Annotated in this window: 17 protein-coding genes and 1 other annotated feature; of the genes, 14 read left to right on the top strand and 3 right to left on the bottom strand. The window is 40.7% G+C overall.

Annotation, left to right across the window (positions count from 1 at the left end):
- Positions 1-40 precede the first annotated feature (40 nt).
- Positions 41-844 (top strand): alpha/beta hydrolase, encoded by an 804-nt coding sequence (locus OSJ91_RS24595; protein ID WP_350300357.1) that lies wholly within the window; start codon positions 41-43, stop codon positions 842-844.
- Positions 845-911: 67 nt separating this feature from the next.
- On the opposite strand, the gene OSJ91_RS24590 is transcribed toward OSJ91_RS24595, so the two are convergent.
- From OSJ91_RS24590 to mnmL, 3 genes are all read right to left on the bottom strand, one after another.
- Positions 912-1,307 (bottom strand): hypothetical protein, encoded by a 396-nt coding sequence (locus tag OSJ91_RS24590; protein ID WP_350300356.1) that lies wholly within the window; start codon positions 1,305-1,307, stop codon positions 912-914.
- Positions 1,308-1,442: 135 nt separating this feature from the next.
- Positions 1,443-2,015: a tRNA 5-(aminomethyl)-2-thiouridylate-methyltransferase MnmM gene (gene mnmM / locus OSJ91_RS24585; RefSeq protein ID WP_485890626.1), complete on the bottom strand. Its 573-nt coding sequence runs from the start codon at positions 2,013-2,015 to the stop codon at positions 1,443-1,445.
- Complete coding sequence (gene mnmL, locus OSJ91_RS24580) at positions 2,012-2,971, bottom strand: tRNA modification radical SAM protein MnmL/YtqA (RefSeq protein WP_350300354.1); 960 nt, start codon at positions 2,969-2,971, stop codon at positions 2,012-2,014. Before mnmL ends, mnmM begins: the two co-directional genes overlap by 4 nt.
- Positions 2,972-3,139: 168 nt before the next feature.
- Here mnmL and OSJ91_RS24575 point away from each other — a divergent pair, with 168 nt between their 5' ends.
- The 13 genes from OSJ91_RS24575 (at position 3,140) to OSJ91_RS24515 (ending at position 17,833) form a co-directional block, all read left to right on the top strand.
- Positions 3,140-3,646 (top strand): SMI1/KNR4 family protein, encoded by a 507-nt coding sequence (locus tag OSJ91_RS24575; protein ID WP_350300353.1) that lies wholly within the window; start codon positions 3,140-3,142, stop codon positions 3,644-3,646.
- A 95-nt stretch (positions 3,647-3,741) separates the two neighbouring features.
- Positions 3,742-4,005 carry a DUF2524 family protein gene (locus OSJ91_RS24570; RefSeq protein WP_101225556.1) on the top strand — a complete coding sequence of 88 codons (264 nt, stop codon included), beginning with the start codon at positions 3,742-3,744 and terminating at the stop codon, positions 4,003-4,005.
- Between the two features lie 154 nt (positions 4,006-4,159).
- Positions 4,160-4,391 (top strand) — a binding site (T-box leader).
- Between the two features lie 53 nt (positions 4,392-4,444).
- Positions 4,445-6,859, top strand: a complete 2,415-nt coding sequence (leuS, locus tag OSJ91_RS24565) for a leucine--tRNA ligase (protein ID WP_350300352.1) — start codon at positions 4,445-4,447, stop codon at positions 6,857-6,859.
- A 335-nt stretch (positions 6,860-7,194) separates the two neighbouring features.
- Positions 7,195-10,362: an Ig-like domain-containing protein gene (locus tag OSJ91_RS24560; protein WP_350300351.1), complete on the top strand. Its 3,168-nt coding sequence runs from the start codon at positions 7,195-7,197 to the stop codon at positions 10,360-10,362.
- Between the two features lie 255 nt (positions 10,363-10,617).
- Complete coding sequence (locus OSJ91_RS24555) at positions 10,618-11,112, top strand: DUF2712 domain-containing protein (protein ID WP_350300350.1); 495 nt, start codon at positions 10,618-10,620, stop codon at positions 11,110-11,112.
- 43 nt (positions 11,113-11,155) lie between these two features.
- Positions 11,156-11,920, top strand: a complete 765-nt coding sequence (locus OSJ91_RS24550; RefSeq protein ID WP_350300349.1) for a DUF2705 family protein — start codon at positions 11,156-11,158, stop codon at positions 11,918-11,920.
- A complete protein-coding gene (locus OSJ91_RS24545; RefSeq protein WP_350300348.1) occupies positions 11,910-12,641 on the top strand; it encodes a WxPxxD family membrane protein in 732 nt (243 codons plus the stop codon). Before OSJ91_RS24550 ends, OSJ91_RS24545 begins: the two co-directional genes overlap by 11 nt.
- The gene (locus OSJ91_RS24540; RefSeq protein ID WP_350300347.1) at positions 12,634-13,356 is read left to right on the top strand and encodes a DUF2705 family protein; all 723 of its coding nucleotides are present in this window, start codon (positions 12,634-12,636) and stop codon (positions 13,354-13,356) included. Before OSJ91_RS24545 ends, OSJ91_RS24540 begins: the two co-directional genes overlap by 8 nt.
- An 11-nt stretch (positions 13,357-13,367) precedes the next feature.
- Positions 13,368-14,009, top strand: coding sequence for an ATP-binding cassette domain-containing protein (locus OSJ91_RS24535; protein ID WP_350300346.1), 642 nt, complete (start codon positions 13,368-13,370; stop codon positions 14,007-14,009).
- Positions 13,996-14,643, top strand: coding sequence for a hypothetical protein (locus OSJ91_RS24530; protein WP_485890625.1), 648 nt, complete (start codon positions 13,996-13,998; stop codon positions 14,641-14,643). The genes OSJ91_RS24535 and OSJ91_RS24530 overlap by 14 nt, the downstream gene beginning before the upstream one ends.
- A 92-nt stretch (positions 14,644-14,735) precedes the next feature.
- Complete coding sequence (locus tag OSJ91_RS24525; RefSeq protein ID WP_485890624.1) at positions 14,736-15,314, top strand: hypothetical protein; 579 nt, start codon at positions 14,736-14,738, stop codon at positions 15,312-15,314.
- Positions 15,315-15,884: 570 nt separating this feature from the next.
- Positions 15,885-17,636, top strand: a complete 1,752-nt coding sequence (locus tag OSJ91_RS24520) for a right-handed parallel beta-helix repeat-containing protein (protein ID WP_485890623.1) — start codon at positions 15,885-15,887, stop codon at positions 17,634-17,636.
- Positions 17,615-17,833: a hypothetical protein gene (locus OSJ91_RS24515; protein WP_485890622.1), complete on the top strand. Its 219-nt coding sequence runs from the start codon at positions 17,615-17,617 to the stop codon at positions 17,831-17,833. Before OSJ91_RS24520 ends, OSJ91_RS24515 begins: the two co-directional genes overlap by 22 nt.
- Positions 17,834-18,197: the final 364 nt, after the last annotated feature.

Raw genomic sequence — 18,197 nt, 5'->3', positions numbered from 1 at the left:
GATCGTACACAACAAGTGAAAAGTGAAAGGGGGATTTCGAATGTGGAAATGGGAGACAGAAGGAGACGCAAAGGGCGTCATTGTCATCATTCATGGGGCAATGGAACATCACGGACGTTATAAGTGGGTAACACAAATGTGGCTTTCGGCTGGATACCATGTCGTCATGGGCGACCTTCCTGGGCAGGGTATGACTACTCGCGCCTACCGGGGACATATCGATTCCTTTGATGAGTATTTGGACGAAGTGAAAAGCTGGATAGAAGAGGCTTACGAATATTCGTTGCCGGTCTTTTTACTTGGACACAGCATGGGTGGTTTGATTTCGATACGCCTTCTTCAGGAAGAGGAATGGGACATTGCAGGGGTAATTCTTTCTTCTCCATGCTTGGGCCTCGTGACGAAGCCGCCGAAGTTCCTTACAACCATCTCGCATGGTTTGAACATCGTGATGCCTAAGTTCAGGGTTGAATCTGGATTGACACCTGAAATGGCGACGAGAAGCGCAGAAATCCGTGAATCCGATAGAAACGATACATTATATATCACAAGGGTTTCGGTTCGCTGGTATCGCGAGCTTGCACAGGCTATGAAGGATGCTTTTGAAGAGATTCCTGAATTTCAGGATGTGCCGCTTTTGGTCATGCAGGGTGGAGATGACCGAGTCGTGAACAAGAAGGCGGTTCGTGAGTGGTTTAATTATAACTTGGCCAGTGAAAAGCAATATAAGGAATGGCCGAAGCTATATCATGAAATCTTCAATGAACCAGAGCGTGATGATGTATTTCAATATGCACTGAGTTTTGTTGAAAACCGTTTAAAAATATTAGGGTATGTCGTTTGATCAGTACATACTTCAGGATAAATAAAAAACTGCCGAGGTTAGACCTTCGGCAGTTTTTTTATTTGAATCAGCCTGCGTTTTTAAGCAACTCGTTCGACTTGATCACCGGTGCCCAGAAAGTAACCGGGTACATAAATTGGTTCAAGTGTGTAAGTTCTTTTTTATTGGATAATGCGGTTGATAGAAGATAAATGGATTTGAAGGTTAAGTCATTGGCGAATAGGTCCAAAAGCGTCGCTTTCATATTCATGATCGCTTCATGGTTTTGAGTGGAAATCATTAAATCGAGCTGTGGCAGGAACCTATCAAAATGGTGATCGAATTGTTTGAGGTCCTCCATGGTTTTTTGGTTTTCTGTCAACGAGTTAAGCGAGCTGACAAACTCCCCGTATTGTTCACTTGAATCCCTTTTGATTTTTTCAGACAATATATCCGTCAGTAATGAAGTAGGCAAATGTTCCATTTTCTGCACCCTCTTATCTATTTTCTATCATTATAATCATTATAGACGAAAAATTCAAAATGTTGTGATTGGTAATTCTGCTTCTGCGAGTTGGGATTGAAAAAACACCGTTCGAACAGAACGGTGTCAGATTTATCATCTCTTTTCAATCGCGACAATGAATGGCGGATTGTTTGATTGGTTGATGAACCCGTATTTCAGGATATGGGCTTTCTGTTGAGGGAAGTTCTGTACATAATCCATCAATGCATCCCGTTCTGCCGATCCCCCTGGATGACCATGGTAAATGACGAGGATGATGATGCCTTCAGGCGCCAGCAGTTCGAATAGCTGTTCAATGGCTGATATCGTCGTATCGGCTTGGGTGATGATTGATTTGTCACCGCCAGGAAGGTAGCCCAGGTTGAATATGGCACCCGTGACCTTTCCGGAATGCTCTTTCCCGATGTATTTGCTCAAATGTTGATGCCCATCGTGAATGAGGGTGCAGCACTCTTGTAAATTCTCGGCCTTTAGTTTCGCCGCTGTGGTTTGGATCGCTTCTTTCTGAATATCAAAACTATAGACATGCCCGTTTTCACCTGTAAGTCCTGCAAGAAAGACCGTATCAAAACCGTTGCCCATCGTGCAATCAATGGTTATATCCCCGGGATGGACCGCTTTTTCAAGCAGAATCCTGGCGAATGGCAAAATTCGGTCAAGCTTCATGATTGTACCTCCGTATGATGATTTTTTCCTTGCCAGCTGTTACGGCGTTTCAATTCGGCATCAATGGCGTTCAAGACATCCCATTTATTGACGCTCCACATTGGACCGATCATCAAATCGATCGGACCGTCACCCGTAATGCGGTGAACGATCATTTCTGGAGGGATTATTTCCAGCTGGTCACATACCAGGCTGACATAATCGTCACGGTCAAGAAACTCGAGCAGGCCTTTTTCGTATTGTTTGACCATCGGTGTCCCTTTTAATAAATGAAGTAAATGGATCTTTATCCCCTGCACATCGAGTTTGGCAACTTCCCGGGCTGTTTCCAGCATCATGCCGTAATCTTCCTGAGGAAGGCCATTGATGATATGGGAGCATATGCGGATCCCATGTTTCCGCAGTTTATCGACGCCTTCTTTGTAGCTATCGAAGTCATGGGCACGGTTGATCATCGTCGCGGTCTTTTCATGAACTGTCTGGAGACCCAGCTCCACCCAAAGGTAGGTCCGTTCGTTCAATTCGGCTAAATACTCGACTACATCATCTGGAAGGCAATCCGGACGTGTCGCAATGGAGAGACCGACGACACCCTCCTGGGTCAATACACTTTCATATTTCTCGCGAAGTTCTTCCACTGGGGCATGCGTATTCGTGAACGCTTGGAAATAGGCCATATATTTTCCATCTTTCCATTTGTGATGCATCCGTTCGCTGATCTTCTTAAACTGGACGTCGAGGGGTTCAACCCTGTTGCCCGCAAAGTCACCAGAGCCTGAGGCACTGCAGAAGGTACAGCCGCCATGTGCGACGGTGCCATCACGGTTCGGGCAGTCAAAGCCGCCATCCAGGGCAACTTTAAAAACCTTATGTCCAAAATGTTCCCTCAGGTGGTAATTCCATGTATGATATCGTTTGTTATCCGTTGCATATATAAACGGGTTTGCCTGATTCAAATCAGCAACCTCCTAAATAAATTAAATCGCAACATATATTATACAACATTCTCGCAGCTAGGTCTTTTTTTGAAAAATAAGCGTATACTGTATACTTGAGGGCTAAACATTTTGCTGCTATTTCCAGTATATCTTTGAATGACTATATCCAATCGGGAGCTGATGGACATGACCGGTCAAGTTGAAGAAGCGATTAATCAAATGAAAAAGAAATTAGCCGAAAATAATCAGGTGATCGAAGAAAATGAAGATGGATTCATATACAAAGCCACTTGCACCTTCAATTCACCTGCTTCGGATGAACAAATTCATTCCTTTGAAAAGAAAACCGGACTGCTTCTGCCCGAGGATTATAAGGAGTTTTTAAAAATAACCAATGGATGCCGTCTGTTCGAAACACGAGAATCGGGCGGGGAAAATGATTTATACAGCCTGGATGATATTATTAATTACACATATGAAAATTCCTACGAGGGATGCTATAAAGTGGCCTGCATTTATCAAGATAATATCGTCATTGATGGGGAAGCCGTCGCTAAAGGCGATAAGGAGTATTTAATGGTAAAAGGCCATATCGATGATTTTGAAGAAGGCGAGAAACTCCACATGGGTTTTGCCGAATGGATTGAGCAATTCATTTCCCATCAAGGTGAAAAGTTTTGGGATAAAGGTTGATTGCTCAAAAAAAATGATAATCCACCCGTTATTTGCTCAAACTAGACAAGATGATTCCGAATCATCCAAATGAGATTCGAAGGAGAGGGTTTGAAATGGCAACCAGACAATCCGTCGATCATTTTTTAGAGCAATGTGAAGGTGCTCTCCATTTTGCAGAGTTTGAATTCAACGAGGCCTCACGGCAGGAGCATTATGATGATGAACAATTTCAAAATTCGCAAAGGTATATCGAAGAGGCTTTGACGGATATGGAACGATTGTATGCCAGTTCGAATGACCAGCAACGGGAAATGCTTTCGCGGATGAAGCAGCAGTTGAATCAATTGAGGAATGAAATGACTTTACTGCGACATTAAATGGAAGCAAGGGAGCTATGAATGAATAGCTCCCTTTTTTGCACGATTTTTCTTGAATTCGCATATATAAAGAAAAACCTGTCGATAATGTTTATGTACGGCTATTGCAATTATCGTTGAAATTGACTAGAATGTAATAAAATCCAATATTCTCATAAAGACTATGATGAGGAATAGTAACGGTTTAAACCAGTAAAGAGAGTTGACGGGTGGTGCAAGTCAACCTGGGATGGTCGTGAACTCGCCTTGGAGTCCCGGGTGTGAAGGTGAAAAGTAATGCCTGGCGTTTTAATCCATGTTACGGATATTTTAAGCTGGGCGGATTTTAGCTATCGCCAATGTGGGTGGTACCGCGGGAAGATATACATAATCCTCTCGTCCCTATTTTGGGATGAGGGGTTTTTTATTGTTTTTTATACGGAAATTAGGAGGAAATCATATGAGTTTTGACCATAGGAGCATAGAAACGAAATGGCAAAAGTATTGGGAAGGCAATAAGACATTCAAGACAGGTGAAGAAAGCGGCAAACGTAAATTCTACGCGCTGGATATGTTCCCATATCCTTCAGGGGCAGGTCTTCATGTGGGGCACCCGGAAGGTTATACGGCAAGCGATATCCTGGCACGGATGAAACGGGCGCAGGGGTATAATGTATTGCATCCGATCGGCTGGGACGCTTTTGGACTTCCGGCAGAGCAATATGCGATCGATACGGGCAATGATCCAGCCGAATTCACGGAGCACAACATCAACACGTTCCGCCGCCAAATCAAAGCCCTAGGTTTTTCTTATGACTGGGATCGCGAAATAAACACGACAGATCCCGACTATTACAAATGGACGCAGTGGATCTTCTTGAAATTATATGAAAAGGGCCTTGCATATATTGATGAAGTTGCCGTTAACTGGTGTCCGGCACTTGGCACGGTATTGGCTAATGAAGAAGTCATCGATGGGAAAAGTGAGCGTGGAGGTCATCCGGTTGAGCGCCGCCCGATGAAACAGTGGATGCTTCGTATCACTGCGTATGCAGACCGCTTGATCGACGATTTGAACGATGTGGATTGGCCGGAAAACATCAAGGATATGCAGCGTAACTGGATTGGCCGTTCCGAGGGAGCGGAGGTTACATTCAATATTGATGGCTTTGATGATACATTCACGGTGTTCACGACTCGTCCGGATACGTTATTCGGTGCAACATATGCAGTATTGGCACCTGAACATCAGTTTGTAGATAAGATTACGTCGGCTGATCAAAGAGCTGCGGTTGAAGCCTATTTAGATGAAGTGAAACATAAAAGCGATTTGGAAAGAACAGACTTGGCCAAGGATAAATCAGGCGTGTTCACGGGGGCTTATGCCATTAACCCGGTAAATGGCGAAAAAATGCCGATCTGGATTGCCGATTACGTGTTGATCAGCTATGGAACAGGTGCAATCATGGCCGTTCCTGCCCATGATGAGCGTGATTATGAATTTGCAGTCAAGTTCGACTTGCCGATCAAGGAAGTCGTAGCTGGCGGAGATGTGACAAGTGAAGCATATACAGGCGATGGTCTTCATGTGAATTCGGAATTCCTTGATGGATTGAATAAAGAAGAAGGCATTTCGACCATGATCAAATGGCTGGAAGAAAAAGAAATCGGTACGAAGAAAATAACATACCGTCTTCGCGACTGGTTATTCAGCCGTCAGCGTTACTGGGGTGAACCGATTCCAATCATTCATTGGGAAGACGGCACGATGTCTGCAGTGAAGGAAGAAGATCTTCCATTGATTTTACCGAAAGCTACGGATATCAAGCCTTCAGGTACAGGCGAATCACCACTTGCTAACATATCGGAATGGGTGAATGTAACGGATGAAAATGGACGAAAAGGACGCCGTGAGACAAACACGATGCCACAGTGGGCAGGCAGCAGCTGGTACTTCCTTCGTTATATCGATCCGGACAACAAGGAAGCACTTGCAGATCCTGAAAAATTAAAAGAATGGATGCCGGTCGACATTTATATTGGCGGCGCTGAGCATGCGGTGCTTCACTTGCTTTACGCTCGTTTCTGGCATAAATTCCTGTACGATATCGGTGTCGTGCCAACGAAAGAGCCATTCCAAAACCTATTTAACCAAGGAATGATCCTTGGCGAGAATAATGAAAAAATGAGTAAATCAAAAGGGAATGTCGTGAACCCGGATGATATCGTTGAAAGCCATGGTGCCGATACACTTCGCATGTACGAAATGTTCATGGGGCCATTGGATGCTTCGATTGCCTGGTCCACAAACGGATTGGACGGTTCCCGCCGATTCCTTGACCGCATCTGGCGTTTATTAGTCAACGATGACGGTACGATCACAGATAAGATGACCGAAACGGATGACACGGGCAAGCTTGAAAAAGTCTATCATCAAACGGTTAAAAAAGTGACCGAGAACTATGAGGAATTGAAATTCAATACGGCGATATCACAATTGATGGTATTCATTAATGATGCGTATAAAGCGGAATCGCTTCCTAAAGTATATATCGAAGGCTTCGTAAAGCTGCTTGCACCGGTTGCACCGCACATCGCCGAGGAGCTTTGGTCTAAACTGGGCCATTCCGAGAGCATCACGTACGGAACATGGCCGGCTTTCGACGAAGCGAAGTTAGTGGATAACGAAGTCGAAATCGTCATCCAAATCAACGGAAAAGTCAAAGCGAAATTAATGGTGCCGACTGACACTACGAGAGAAAAACTGGAAGAAATCGCGATGGGTGATGATTCCATCAAAGAACAAATCGATGGGAAAACCATTCGTAAAGTGATTGCCGTACCAGGCAAATTAGTCAATATCGTCGCAAACTAAATAAATCGATTGGAAGCTGTCCCGCATATTTTTACTGCTGGGCAGCTTTTTTTTCGTGGGCAGGCAGAACATAGGGATTAGGTCATATTAGGATTCTCACCGATTTAAATCTATTAGCGATCAATCTACCAATTGGACATCTACAATCGTCATGAGAGGACCATCGGAACGCAAATATCTTGCTTAATTGGTTCATGAGAATCATTTTTCAGCTCTATGGCCATATATATCAAGCATTTGACATAAAAAAGGGAAAAAATTGGTTGATAAAATTTTACAGTGTGATAGTTTGGTATAGTACTGTTATTTTTTAACCAATTATTGGAGGGGAAACCGTGAAATTTAAGAATGTGAGTCGAATTACGGCGTGTGTACTTATTTTTACACTGATATTCAGCTTGATGGTTCCGCTAAATTCTCAAGCTGCAGCTGCAACGCCTATTGAAAATGTAAAAACGATAAAAAATGGGGACACTCTGGATGGAAAGTTTGAAAAACCGGATGTCCAATGGTACCAACTCAGTCCCACAACAGAAGAAGTACAAAAGTTCTCCCATATTGAGTTTGAAGTCAATTCGGACAAAATCTTGAATATCTCCGTATATCAAGATAAAGAAAAAGCAGAAAAGGATGAGAGCAATTATATTGTCTCTTCTTATCCTGATGAAAAAGCTGTAGTCGATTTCCCATATGCTTGGGAAGGAACATATTATGTTAAAGTTGAATATTTCGGCGATACGGATGATGAGGGAAATCCCATCCCGGATGCAAAAAATGTAGCTGAATACTCCATCAATGCTCATTCAGTGACATTGCCGCCATCTGCCGGGGACGAAGGGGAAGAGCTTGAATCTTGCCCGGTTGAACTGAGTGTAAACGATAAGAAAACGGGAGAATCCATGTTGAAAACACTCCGCGTGTTTAGAGATGAAGTTCTCACGAAATCGTCTGAGGGACGCACCCTTTCCTCTTTATATTATAAAGCTTCGCCATTCCTGGCTCTACATCTTGCTGGTAATAAAACGGCAAGGGAAGCCGTTTATAATCACTTAGTTGAGATTAAGCCCCTTATTGAGGATCTTAATGAAAATGGAGCAAGCAGTACGGCAGTCATTAGCACTGATCAGCAAGAAGCGATCAAAGCTTTGTTCACTAAGTCGGCAGGCGTCGCTCCAGCCGGGTTGAAAAAAGATATGGAAGCCATTGCAAAGAAAATCAATCTTGATAAGCTTGAAGGTAAGAGAATCGTCGATATCGCAAGCAAAGCGGGAATCGAGCTTCCTGCTTCGAAAAATGTAAAGAACAAATATATCGTCAAACTTAAACCTGGGAAGTCATTAAGCTCCGTCCAATCCAAGGTAAAAGGATATGGAACATTGTCGACTCCCGAGAAGCAAGAGCCAATGTATGATGATATGTACGTCGTTGAGTTAGAGAACGAAGCCAACACGAAGGCGTCTGCTGCTCTATCCGGTATCGAAAAACTTCCAGAAGTGGAATATATCGAACCGGTAAAAACGTACAAAGCACTTTCTGCCGACATACAATCACCGTATCAATGGTCTTTAAATAACGCCGGGGGCGATGAAGGCATAAAGGGAGCGGACATTGATAACGAAAAACTGCAGAACCTTATTAAGAAACGTAATTTAAAAGATACATTGGTAGCGGTTATCGACACAGGTGTCGATGATTCACTGGCGGATTTACAAGGTATTGTTGAAATGAAGGATGGTAAGAATTTCATTGATAAGAAAGAAAAAGCAATCGATGACAATGGCCATGGTACACATGTATCCGGAATCATCGCTGCAAAAGCAGATAATGGTTATTCCATGCAAGGAATCAATCCAGTAGCTAAAATCTTGCCTGTAAAGGTCTTGGACTCTTCAGGATATGGAGATAATGAGAAAATTGCACTAGGCATTAAATATGCCGTGGAACATGGAGCAAAGGTGATAAACCTTAGCTTGGGCGGAGAATATAGCAGGACGATTGAACACGCCTTGAAAGATGCAGCCGCCAAGAATGTAATGGTTGTCGTAGCAAGCGGTAATGATGGGATGGAGGGTCTTTCTTATCCTGCATCATCTAAATACGCCATATCCGTTGGCGCAACCAATGCCCTTGATTTAGTATCCGATTATTCCAATTATGGATCGAAATTGGACATGGTCGCTCCAGGGACAGGAATCCCGAGCCTTGTGCCTAATGGGAATGTTACCTACATGGATGGTACATCAATGGCAGCTCCCCATGTTGCGGCAGCTACAGCTTTGTTATTATCCGGAAACCCTGGGTTGAAAGTGAATGAGATAAGGGAAATCCTGCATGAGACATCGGAATATGTCGCTTTTGAAGAAGAAGATAATGTAAAAGACCCTTATGAGGACTATCAACCTGAAGATGGAGAAATCATAATACCAGAAGTAGAACTGCCTGTCGGAAAAGATTTAGTATCTGGATATGGAAGGCTGAATGCGTACAGTGCAATTAGTGCAGTGGATTTACAAGCTAAAGTCAATCTTGTGATGGATACGCAAACAAAACTGACTGGTTCAGCTAAAAAAGGTTCAGTAATCGAAGTGAAAAGCGGAAACAAAACGCTCGGTAAAGGAACGGCGGCAGCTAACGGAACGTTCGCCGTTACGATTCCGGTTCAAAAAGCTGCGCAGCAGCTTACTGTGAATATCTCTGATTCTTCCAAACTAGCAGTATCTTCAATCAAAGTATTCGTGAATAAGGGTGCAACCCCTAACAAGCCAACTGTTAAAGCTTTAAGTGACAAAGATACGTATGTAACGGGTCAATCGCAAGCGGACATGAAAATCACGATCAAAAATAGCGCAAAAAAAGTGATTGGTTCAGGTAACACGGACAGCAAAGGGAATTTCAAAGTGAAAATTAGCAAGCAAAAGGCCGGCACTAAACTTTCAGTCACAGCTACAGACTTAGCAAAACGTGAAAGCAAGGCGGCAACCGTGACTGTTCTCGATAAAACAGCTCCAGATGTACCGAAAGTGAATGAAGTAAGCGACAAAGCTACTACCGTAACAGGTAAAGCGGAAATCGGTTCAACCGTTACCGTGAAGCACAGCAATAAAAACATCGGAACGGCAAAAACTGATGGTAAGGGGAACTTCTCCATCAAGATCAGTAAGAAAAAAGCAGGCTCCGCATTATACGTCTCAGCAAAAGACAAAGCGGGCAATACAGGAAAAGCAGCAAAAGTAACGGTTAAAGATAAAACCGCTCCAAGTGCACCGAAAGTGAATGAAGTAAACGATAAAGCAACAAAAGTAACAGGTAAAGCGGAAATCGGTTCAACCGTTACCGTGAAGTACAGTAATAAAAACATCGGAACGGCAAAAGCTGATGGTAAGGGGAACTTCTCCATCAAAATCAGCAAGAAAAAAGCAGGCTCCGCATTATACGTCTCAGCAAAAGACAAAGCGGGCAATACAGGAAAAGCAACAAAAGTAACGGTTAAAAAATCCAAATAAATAGTAGGTGAAGGCCGTTTAACTACATGTTAAACGGCCTTTTTTTGTGTGGAAACGAATTAAAACACCGCTCCTCATCGGCGGTGTTTTTGCTATGAGCGTGCCTTTTTCCGAGCTGTAATGCTAGAAAATGATTTATCATGTGCATTTTCTTCATGATGTCAGATTTGGGATGACCCATTTTAATTCTGAAACTTCACATACTTGCCATTCATATATCATTAATCTGTTCAAAAATAAATTTCAGGAGAACATATGATGAAAAAAAGAAAGGGAAGAGTAATAGCATTAGGAACTATTTTAGCTTGCTCGATTGGGTTAGGAACGCTTTCAGTTGAAGCTGGGAATGAGAATTCGTTATATTCCTTTAAGATTAAGAAAGAGCAAGGCAACGAATATACACGTACAAAGTATCGCCAAACAACTACAGAACGGAATACATGGAAGGTGAGAATGTATCATTCACAAGAAGGTACAAATACTTATACGACTTATTGGTTGGAAAGAAGCGATGGCACGAACGTATCTCCTTCAGTGAAAGTTACAGCAGGTAGCGGCGGTGAAAAAAGTGGGCGCAACCATTATGTTAAAGGCAATGCAGGTGCCAATGCCGCTAAGGTAAGATTAACGGCAGAAAATAATAATTATAGCTCTAGTACCTATACTGTAGACGGATATTGGGATGAAGAGACAGGGAGAATACTACCTGGACAATATAAGACTTATTACACCACTGAATATAATAAATAAAAGATGATGAATATACCAAGGTGGCGTCCTAAAGGGAGACAAAATGAATAGTTATTATTATCGATTAACAAATAATAAAAAAACAAAGTTCATCGTGTTATGTATTATGGCGATTGTTATTATTGACATATTTATCTTGATCGGCAATGTTTCAGAGTCATGGATCATGCCCCATCTAGCCACTTTTTTAGCGGGAAGTTCATTAGGTCATATGATGCAAATACTACTTATTTGGTTTTTGCCTATTTTTCTATTAATTATGTGTGCTGACAGCTATATCCAAGACTATAAAACAGGCTATCGATATATCGTAGCGACCAAAAAAGGGCGATACTCTTATTATAAAACCATGTTATTGGGAAATATGTCATTTTCCTTTTTAGTGATGGTTGGTTGCTTATTATTTAATATGCTCATTGCATATATGGTTTTCATGAATGGTGAATTTGACACTGGGTTGACCCCAGATTTATTTCCGGAAAATCCTTTATATACACTCGCCAATAAAATACCTTTTGTCACTAATGTGGTTTATATCATCATTTTTGGATTTTTCACTAGTTTATGCGCAGGGATGGCGACTGTTCTTAGTTGGTGTTTCCCGGATATAAAGTATACGTATCCGTTAAGCTTTGTTATCTGGTTTTCACAAATTTTAGGACTGAATTATTCACTAGCAATGATCATCCAGCCGTTTAACGAAGTGACCTTGGAAGCTTTCGTTTTTATTTTCTTTAGATCGACCATCCTTTTTTTAGCGGTCATCACAGTCGGGTTCATTTATAAGGTGAAAAGTGATGAAGTCTAATCAAAAAAAAGTGTATGTATCACTGCTGCTTGTTCTGTTATTTGGATGTTTATGGATGACCTATAATATTCATTATTTAAAAATAAAGCAGCTTGACCCAGCGTATCCATTGATCATTGATGTAAGTGCGAGTGTAGAAGGCTATCTCTCGGTTAAAAATTTATTGATCACATATATTGTTCCTTTGTTACTATTTTATCGTTTTTTTATTGAAGATGAACATCCACACATTATCGTTCGCTTAAAATCAAGAATCGACATGTATCGGAGACGGACCATCCAAGTTTTTATAAGTTCGTTTATCTTTGCGTTCATCATTTTATTGATTAATTTCGCAGCTGTTTTCTTATTCGATAGATTTCACTTTATATCATCAAATTATTGGAACTTATCTCTTCTTAATCTAGCGCTATTAACGTGCATTTATTTCTCGATTGGCCTGCTTTATTATTTCATTTTTGATTATTCCAATTCAATCATAGCGATGGCAGCGACCTTTTGTATCTGTTTTCTCTTATATGTGATGAAGAGTCAGCTGAATAATGATTGGGGCCCTGCCAGTTCCGCAAATGTTATCGATCCTTTATTAAGCAGCGGAATTACAGGATATTATTCGCTAATCATGATTGGAAAAGAATTATTTCTATCTCTCGTGATGGTTTTACTTGGGCTATTCGCGATCGAGAAAAAAGATTTCATGTTTGGTGTTTCTGATGACTAAACGAATCTTCATAACGATGTTGATCGTCATTTTGTTGCAAATTTTCCTATTTGATTATTTCGATGGCTCTAAAGCCGATCTTACGGGATATATGATCGTTAGCGGAGTTCCCATCAGTAATAAATTTGTTGTATTGGGAACATGGTATATGTTCTTTTCTGGATTGAGTTTTTTGTCGTTAGGGTATTTGCGGCAATATATATCCGGTTATGGGGTCTACCTGATGATCAGGGAAAAAAGCAGGGTGAAACTTGGGTTTAGAAGAATCGTGAACTTAATGATCCTTATATCTGGATTATCTATAATTCAACTTCTTTTCTCGATCGTATTCGCTTTTATAAATAATGTCGATCAGGCCTTTTTTTATGATAATTTCCAATCATTGATTTGTATAGCAGGTCTTTATATGATGTCCAATTTTGTCCTGATTTTCATTCAAATGGCACTCGAACTTCATTTTACGGAGGAAGTATCTTTATTGCTGATAAATGTTTATGTGCTTTTTTCGGTTACATTAGGCGGAGTTCTATTATCTACACAAAAGCTGACGTGGATTTTATATTTTTTGCTTCCCAATTTCGGCATGTATGTAAGAAGTGATGTACTTGAAACTGGCGGAATATCAACAGTAAATGCTTATATCGTTTTAACCGTAATGACGATCATTTTAACTGTTTTAACCTATAGACGATTAAAGAAAATCGATTTAATTTAACGAGGTGCACAATGACAAAAATACGAATTAGCTCTTTACATAAAAAGATGAAGAAGAAGACACTTTTGCATGATATCAATTATGAGTTTAACAGCGGGAAAATTTATGGTTTGTATGGAAGGAATGGCTCCGGTAAAACGATGCTGCTTAGAGCGATTGCAGGATTAATCATGCCAAGCTCAGGAGAAATTGCCATAGACGAAAAAATTCTTCATAAAGATATTTCCTTTCCTGCTAATATTAGTGTCATTATTGAAAACACTTCGCTGCTGCACCAATATGACGCTTATACAAATCTGAAAATATTAGCAAAAATCAGGAACATCGCCACTGATGAGGATATTAAACTGAATATAAAAAGAGTCGGCCTGGATCCTGATTCAAAAATGAAGGTTGGAAAATTTTCGTTAGGAATGAAGCAGCGTCTAAGCGTCGCCCAAGCGATATTTGAAAAACCGGACATCTTATTATTGGATGAACCGACAAATGCCATCGATGAAGAAGGTGTTACGCTAGTTTATCGAATCTTGAAGGAAGAAAAAGAGCGCGGCGCCCTCATTCTGTTGACAAGCCATCATAAACAGGACCTGGAGGCATTAGCCGATGAGTATGTAAAGATGGATAATGGAGGAATCGTCCTTGACTCTAAATAAAAGCATAGCCGCGTTAACTTTACTCGTATTGATAAGCGGATTCCTTATTTATAAAGTGTACATTGTTCCATCAGCTATGAGTGCCGCTAATAGAAATACGGAAAATAATACTGCTTCCTATAAGGTGTTGGAGTCACAAAACATCATAGTCGGCAAGGATATCGATCAGGGCTATTATGATATTAAAGCTCTCGATAGTGAAGCGGAGTTTTTTGGCGATAAAATGCATGAAAATGCTGTTTTACATGCAAGACCTTTTTATCTGAATGCGAAAATGTCGATTAAAGGGAAGTTTGAATTCAAGCCTTCTGAATTTAAAAAAGCAGTGAAAAAAAATCAACAAATCATCATGAAAGATCCTGGTCATTATGTGGTCGGTACAGAAATACCAGCGGGGAATTATGTACTATCAAGAACAAGCGATAAAATCGGAGTGTTTGTCGATATTAGACATGGAACAAAATCTGGAAGCTTGCAAACGATTCAATGGGATATCGACGAAAAAGTGAAAAAACCAATCGAGATCGAACTAAAAAAGGGCTATAACGTGTATATCAAAAAAACGGGAAAAGATGGATATATATCGAATGAAAGTGATTTGATATTGGAGGTAAACAATCAGGAAAGTAATTAAGGATATATTAAAGCATTTTCAGCTGAGTATAGATTAAAAGAATAGCCGCGATTAGTTTATTCATATTAGTAGGCGGATTCCTTATCTATAAAATGTACATTGTTCCATCAGCGATGAGTGCCGCTAATAGAAATACAGAAAATAATGCTGCCTCCTATAAGGTGTTGGAGTCACAAAACATCATTGTCGGAAAGGATATCGATCAGGGCTATTATGATATTAAAGCCCTCGATAATGAAGCGGTAGTTGGTAGCGATAAAATGCACAAAAATGCTGTTTTACATGCAGAGCCATATCATATGAATGTGACATTCTCGATTAAAGGGAAGATTGAATTCAAGCCTTCTGAATTTAAAAAAACAGTGAAAAAAAATCAACAAATCATCATGAAAGATCCTGGTCATTATGTGGTCGGTACAGAAATCCCAGCGGGGAATTATGTACTATCAAGGACAACCGATAAAATCCGAGTATTTGTCGATATAAAAGATGAAACGCAAACCGAAAGCTTGCAAACGATTCAATGGGAAATCGACGAAAAAGTGAAAAAAACAATCGAGATCGAACTGAAAAAGGGCTATAACGTATATATCGATAAAACAGGAAAAGATGGATATATATCAAATGAAGGTGATCTGATATTGGAGGTAAATGATCAGGAAAGTAATTAAGATTTTAAGACAGGGCTAATTCTTATACTCAAATTTTAGGGACCCATATTGGGTCCCGTATCGCGTTTTGGTGAATTGAAACCGACATGTAGAAAAATGTTAGCTGTTACTTCATTAAAATGAACACATCTCCATCTTCGATCTGGATGTCCTCACTTAAAGCAGGGGTTACCACAGCTCTAATTTTCAGCGGCTTTTTGCTAGGCTTGGGTCTTTTGCCGAGCTGTGATCCTACAAAATGATTTATGTATTTTCATTTCATGATGTCAGATTTGGTATTTCGCGTTTTAATAATGAAATTTCCCGTTCCCTCCTTTCTTGTAATATATCTGGTATTACAAAAAAGAAGAGGAGAGAAAGAAAATGCAAGAAAAAGCAATGGCAACGTTTCTTACAGCGATAGCAATGGTGTGTTGCCATCCTATTGAAACTTTAGAGTTCGCAAAATTATACTCCAAAACCATCTTTGGCTGATTGAACGGTGGATACTAAATGACTCGAACGTCTCAAGGGTAAGCATTCAACGTTATCAATCATCAAGGAATAATAACATGCATGGGGAGTTTTCAGATGAAAGTATGTAGAAGTATCGTAATATTCATTCTGTTTGCGGCCGTTTTCTTTACGCTCCCATCCATGACATCGGCAGCAAATCCGGATTGCGAACCAACAACAGGAACGACAATCCAATTATTCGACCACAACAATAACCTGATGGAAACGTCAACATTAGCACCCAACTCTACAACGTCATCCGTAAGAGCTGCTATTAATCATGCCGTTCTAAGTGCTTCAAAATTTCCGAAGGATGGGGAAACCGGAAAACGAGGGACCGTTCTCTTATCAAAAGGGAATTTCACGGCGAGTGCCTTTATTGTGATGAAATCTGGAGTTACCTTGGAAGGAACCGTGGAGAATGGAAAGGCTGTCACGACAATCTGTACTGAATCAAGAAGTGACCCTGTTACCATTAAAATAATGGAAAGTCATATGGGCATAAAAAATCTTATTTTGGATGGGAAAAGAAAAACAGAAGATGCCGTAACAGGAGAACCAAGGAAGTATTATGCATCAAGACATAGAGGCATCCAGATTACCGCTATTGATCAAACGAAATCAACGGATGATTTAGTGGGTGATTACCCGACAAATGATAAAGATGGTGACGCGAAACGGCTGAAAAATATCACGATTGAGGATGTCCGAATTACCGGATATGAAGGGTATGGCATCTATTTAGAGTATGTGGATGGAGTAACCATCAAAGGATCCGATCCCATTTCTAAAAAAAGCATGAATATCACGGATATTGGATATGCGGGCATTGGAGGCGTCTCAGCGAATAACGTGACCATAAAGCATGCGACCGTTAGTGATCTTTGGCCAGGAGCAACCGTTGGAAGTGTTCAGCAAAGCTATGGGGTGGCCTTTAGCCATAGGAAAGTCAATACAACAGATGATGCCAAAGCGCAAGCGAAGTTTCCGCCAAGTGATACCATTGTGGTCGATCAGAACGTGGTCGCCAACAACCCGACATGGGAGGGAATCGACACACATTCGGGACAAAACGTATCCTTCACGAACAATGTCATTTTAAATACACGTTTCCCCATTGTCGTTGGAGGAATGGAGTATGATAAAGGCAAGATGTCCGCTTACCCGCCTCAAAACATTACGATTTCAGGGAATCGAATTAACAGCCATAGAGTGGGAACCAAGGGTGATTATGATGTTTATGGCATAGAAAAAAATGACACGATTACAGAACGAGGCATAGCCGTTACCGGAGCACAATTTACGGACCTGACCAAAATGGAGATGGGGTTCTTGGACTCGGTAGTGATTAAGGATAATTACGTAAGCGATATCCAAGCCGCTGTAGAGTCACATGGAGGCATCAGCATCCACGTGACAAAAAATGCGACCATTGAAGACAATACCATTGAAAACAGTTTCAACAACGGGATCGTGTTTCTTAGTTCCAACAAGTTCACGAAACTACAAAGAAACAAAATTCACCTTGTCGAAAAATCCGAAAATAACTTTATCCAAGCTGGCATTGGCATACGCGGGTCTCATAATAATGGGAACTTTAATAATGACTACACAACCCTGCCATTGACCATGGACAACACTCTGATTGAAAATGATCACACATTTGCCGAGGTTGGACGTGAAATTCATTTTCAAGTAGGATCAGTAAATAACTTATTGAATAATCGGATTTGTATCCCTCCTGACTTAAAAAATCAGGACTGTTTTCCCTTGAAACCAGAATGTGAGGATGACACAACATTGAAGTGTCACCAAAGCGATATTTGAAAAAACGGATATCGATGAGCTCTAAGTCCGAAAATTTGCAAACCAGCCAATGTGAAATCGACGAAAAAGTGAAAAAAACAATCAAAATCGAACTGAAAAAAGGCTATAACGTCTATATCGATAAAGCAGGAAAAGATGGATATATATCAAATAAGTGTGATCTGGTATTGGAGAGAAATAATGAGGATAGTGAGTAATTTAAGGGGATTAATTCCTAAATGATAAGGAATCAAGCACAAAAGCGGATTCCTTATTTCAAATGTATATACCGAGGGCGGGATTTACGAGGGTCCATATATCCGCCGGTTATTTGATGTCCGAGAGAGCTCGCAATGACTACTGCTGCAAAGAGGAGTATGATTTTCTTCAAATTAATAATCTTCTTTCCGTTTTATTATTTTTAAAGATTACACCCAAATTCCTCTTCCTTCAACCCCTTTTTAAAATGTAGAAAAATTTACTTCTATCTTATAACTTGGACTTACTCATCTATCGAATGAGCAAAATCAGTCATCTAATAGGCTTTTTCACCTTCACCCATTAGATGACAAACCTTTTTTT

It is taken from the genome of Bacillus sp. T-10(2022) (genome assembly GCF_056502895.1).
This window is presented reverse-complemented; position numbering and strand designations above follow the sequence as displayed.

Excerpts from the sequence above, each read along its gene's own strand:
- OSJ91_RS24520 (WP_485890623.1), top strand. The coding sequence starts at position 15,885 with ATGAAAGTATGTAGAAGTATCGTAATATTCATTCTGTTTGCGGCCGTT.
- OSJ91_RS24545 (WP_350300348.1), top strand. The coding sequence starts at position 11,910 with ATGAAGTCTAATCAAAAAAAAGTGTATGTATCACTGCTGCTTGTTCTG.
- OSJ91_RS24575 (WP_350300353.1), top strand. The coding sequence starts at position 3,140 with ATGACCGGTCAAGTTGAAGAAGCGATTAATCAAATGAAAAAGAAATTA.
- OSJ91_RS24550 (WP_350300349.1), top strand. The coding sequence starts at position 11,156 with ATGAATAGTTATTATTATCGATTAACAAATAATAAAAAAACAAAGTTC.
- OSJ91_RS24525 (WP_485890624.1), top strand. The coding sequence starts at position 14,736 with ATGTACATTGTTCCATCAGCGATGAGTGCCGCTAATAGAAATACAGAA.
- OSJ91_RS24535 (WP_350300346.1), top strand. The coding sequence starts at position 13,368 with ATGACAAAAATACGAATTAGCTCTTTACATAAAAAGATGAAGAAGAAG.
- OSJ91_RS24590 (WP_350300356.1), bottom strand. The coding sequence starts at position 1,307 with ATGGAACATTTGCCTACTTCATTACTGACGGATATATTGTCTGAAAAA.
- OSJ91_RS24595 (WP_350300357.1), top strand. The coding sequence starts at position 41 with ATGTGGAAATGGGAGACAGAAGGAGACGCAAAGGGCGTCATTGTCATC.
- OSJ91_RS24540 (WP_350300347.1), top strand. The coding sequence starts at position 12,634 with ATGACTAAACGAATCTTCATAACGATGTTGATCGTCATTTTGTTGCAA.
- leuS (WP_350300352.1), top strand. The coding sequence starts at position 4,445 with ATGAGTTTTGACCATAGGAGCATAGAAACGAAATGGCAAAAGTATTGG.
- OSJ91_RS24570 (WP_101225556.1), top strand. The coding sequence starts at position 3,742 with ATGGCAACCAGACAATCCGTCGATCATTTTTTAGAGCAATGTGAAGGT.
- OSJ91_RS24555 (WP_350300350.1), top strand. The coding sequence starts at position 10,618 with ATGATGAAAAAAAGAAAGGGAAGAGTAATAGCATTAGGAACTATTTTA.
- mnmM (WP_485890626.1), bottom strand. The coding sequence starts at position 2,015 with ATGAAGCTTGACCGAATTTTGCCATTCGCCAGGATTCTGCTTGAAAAA.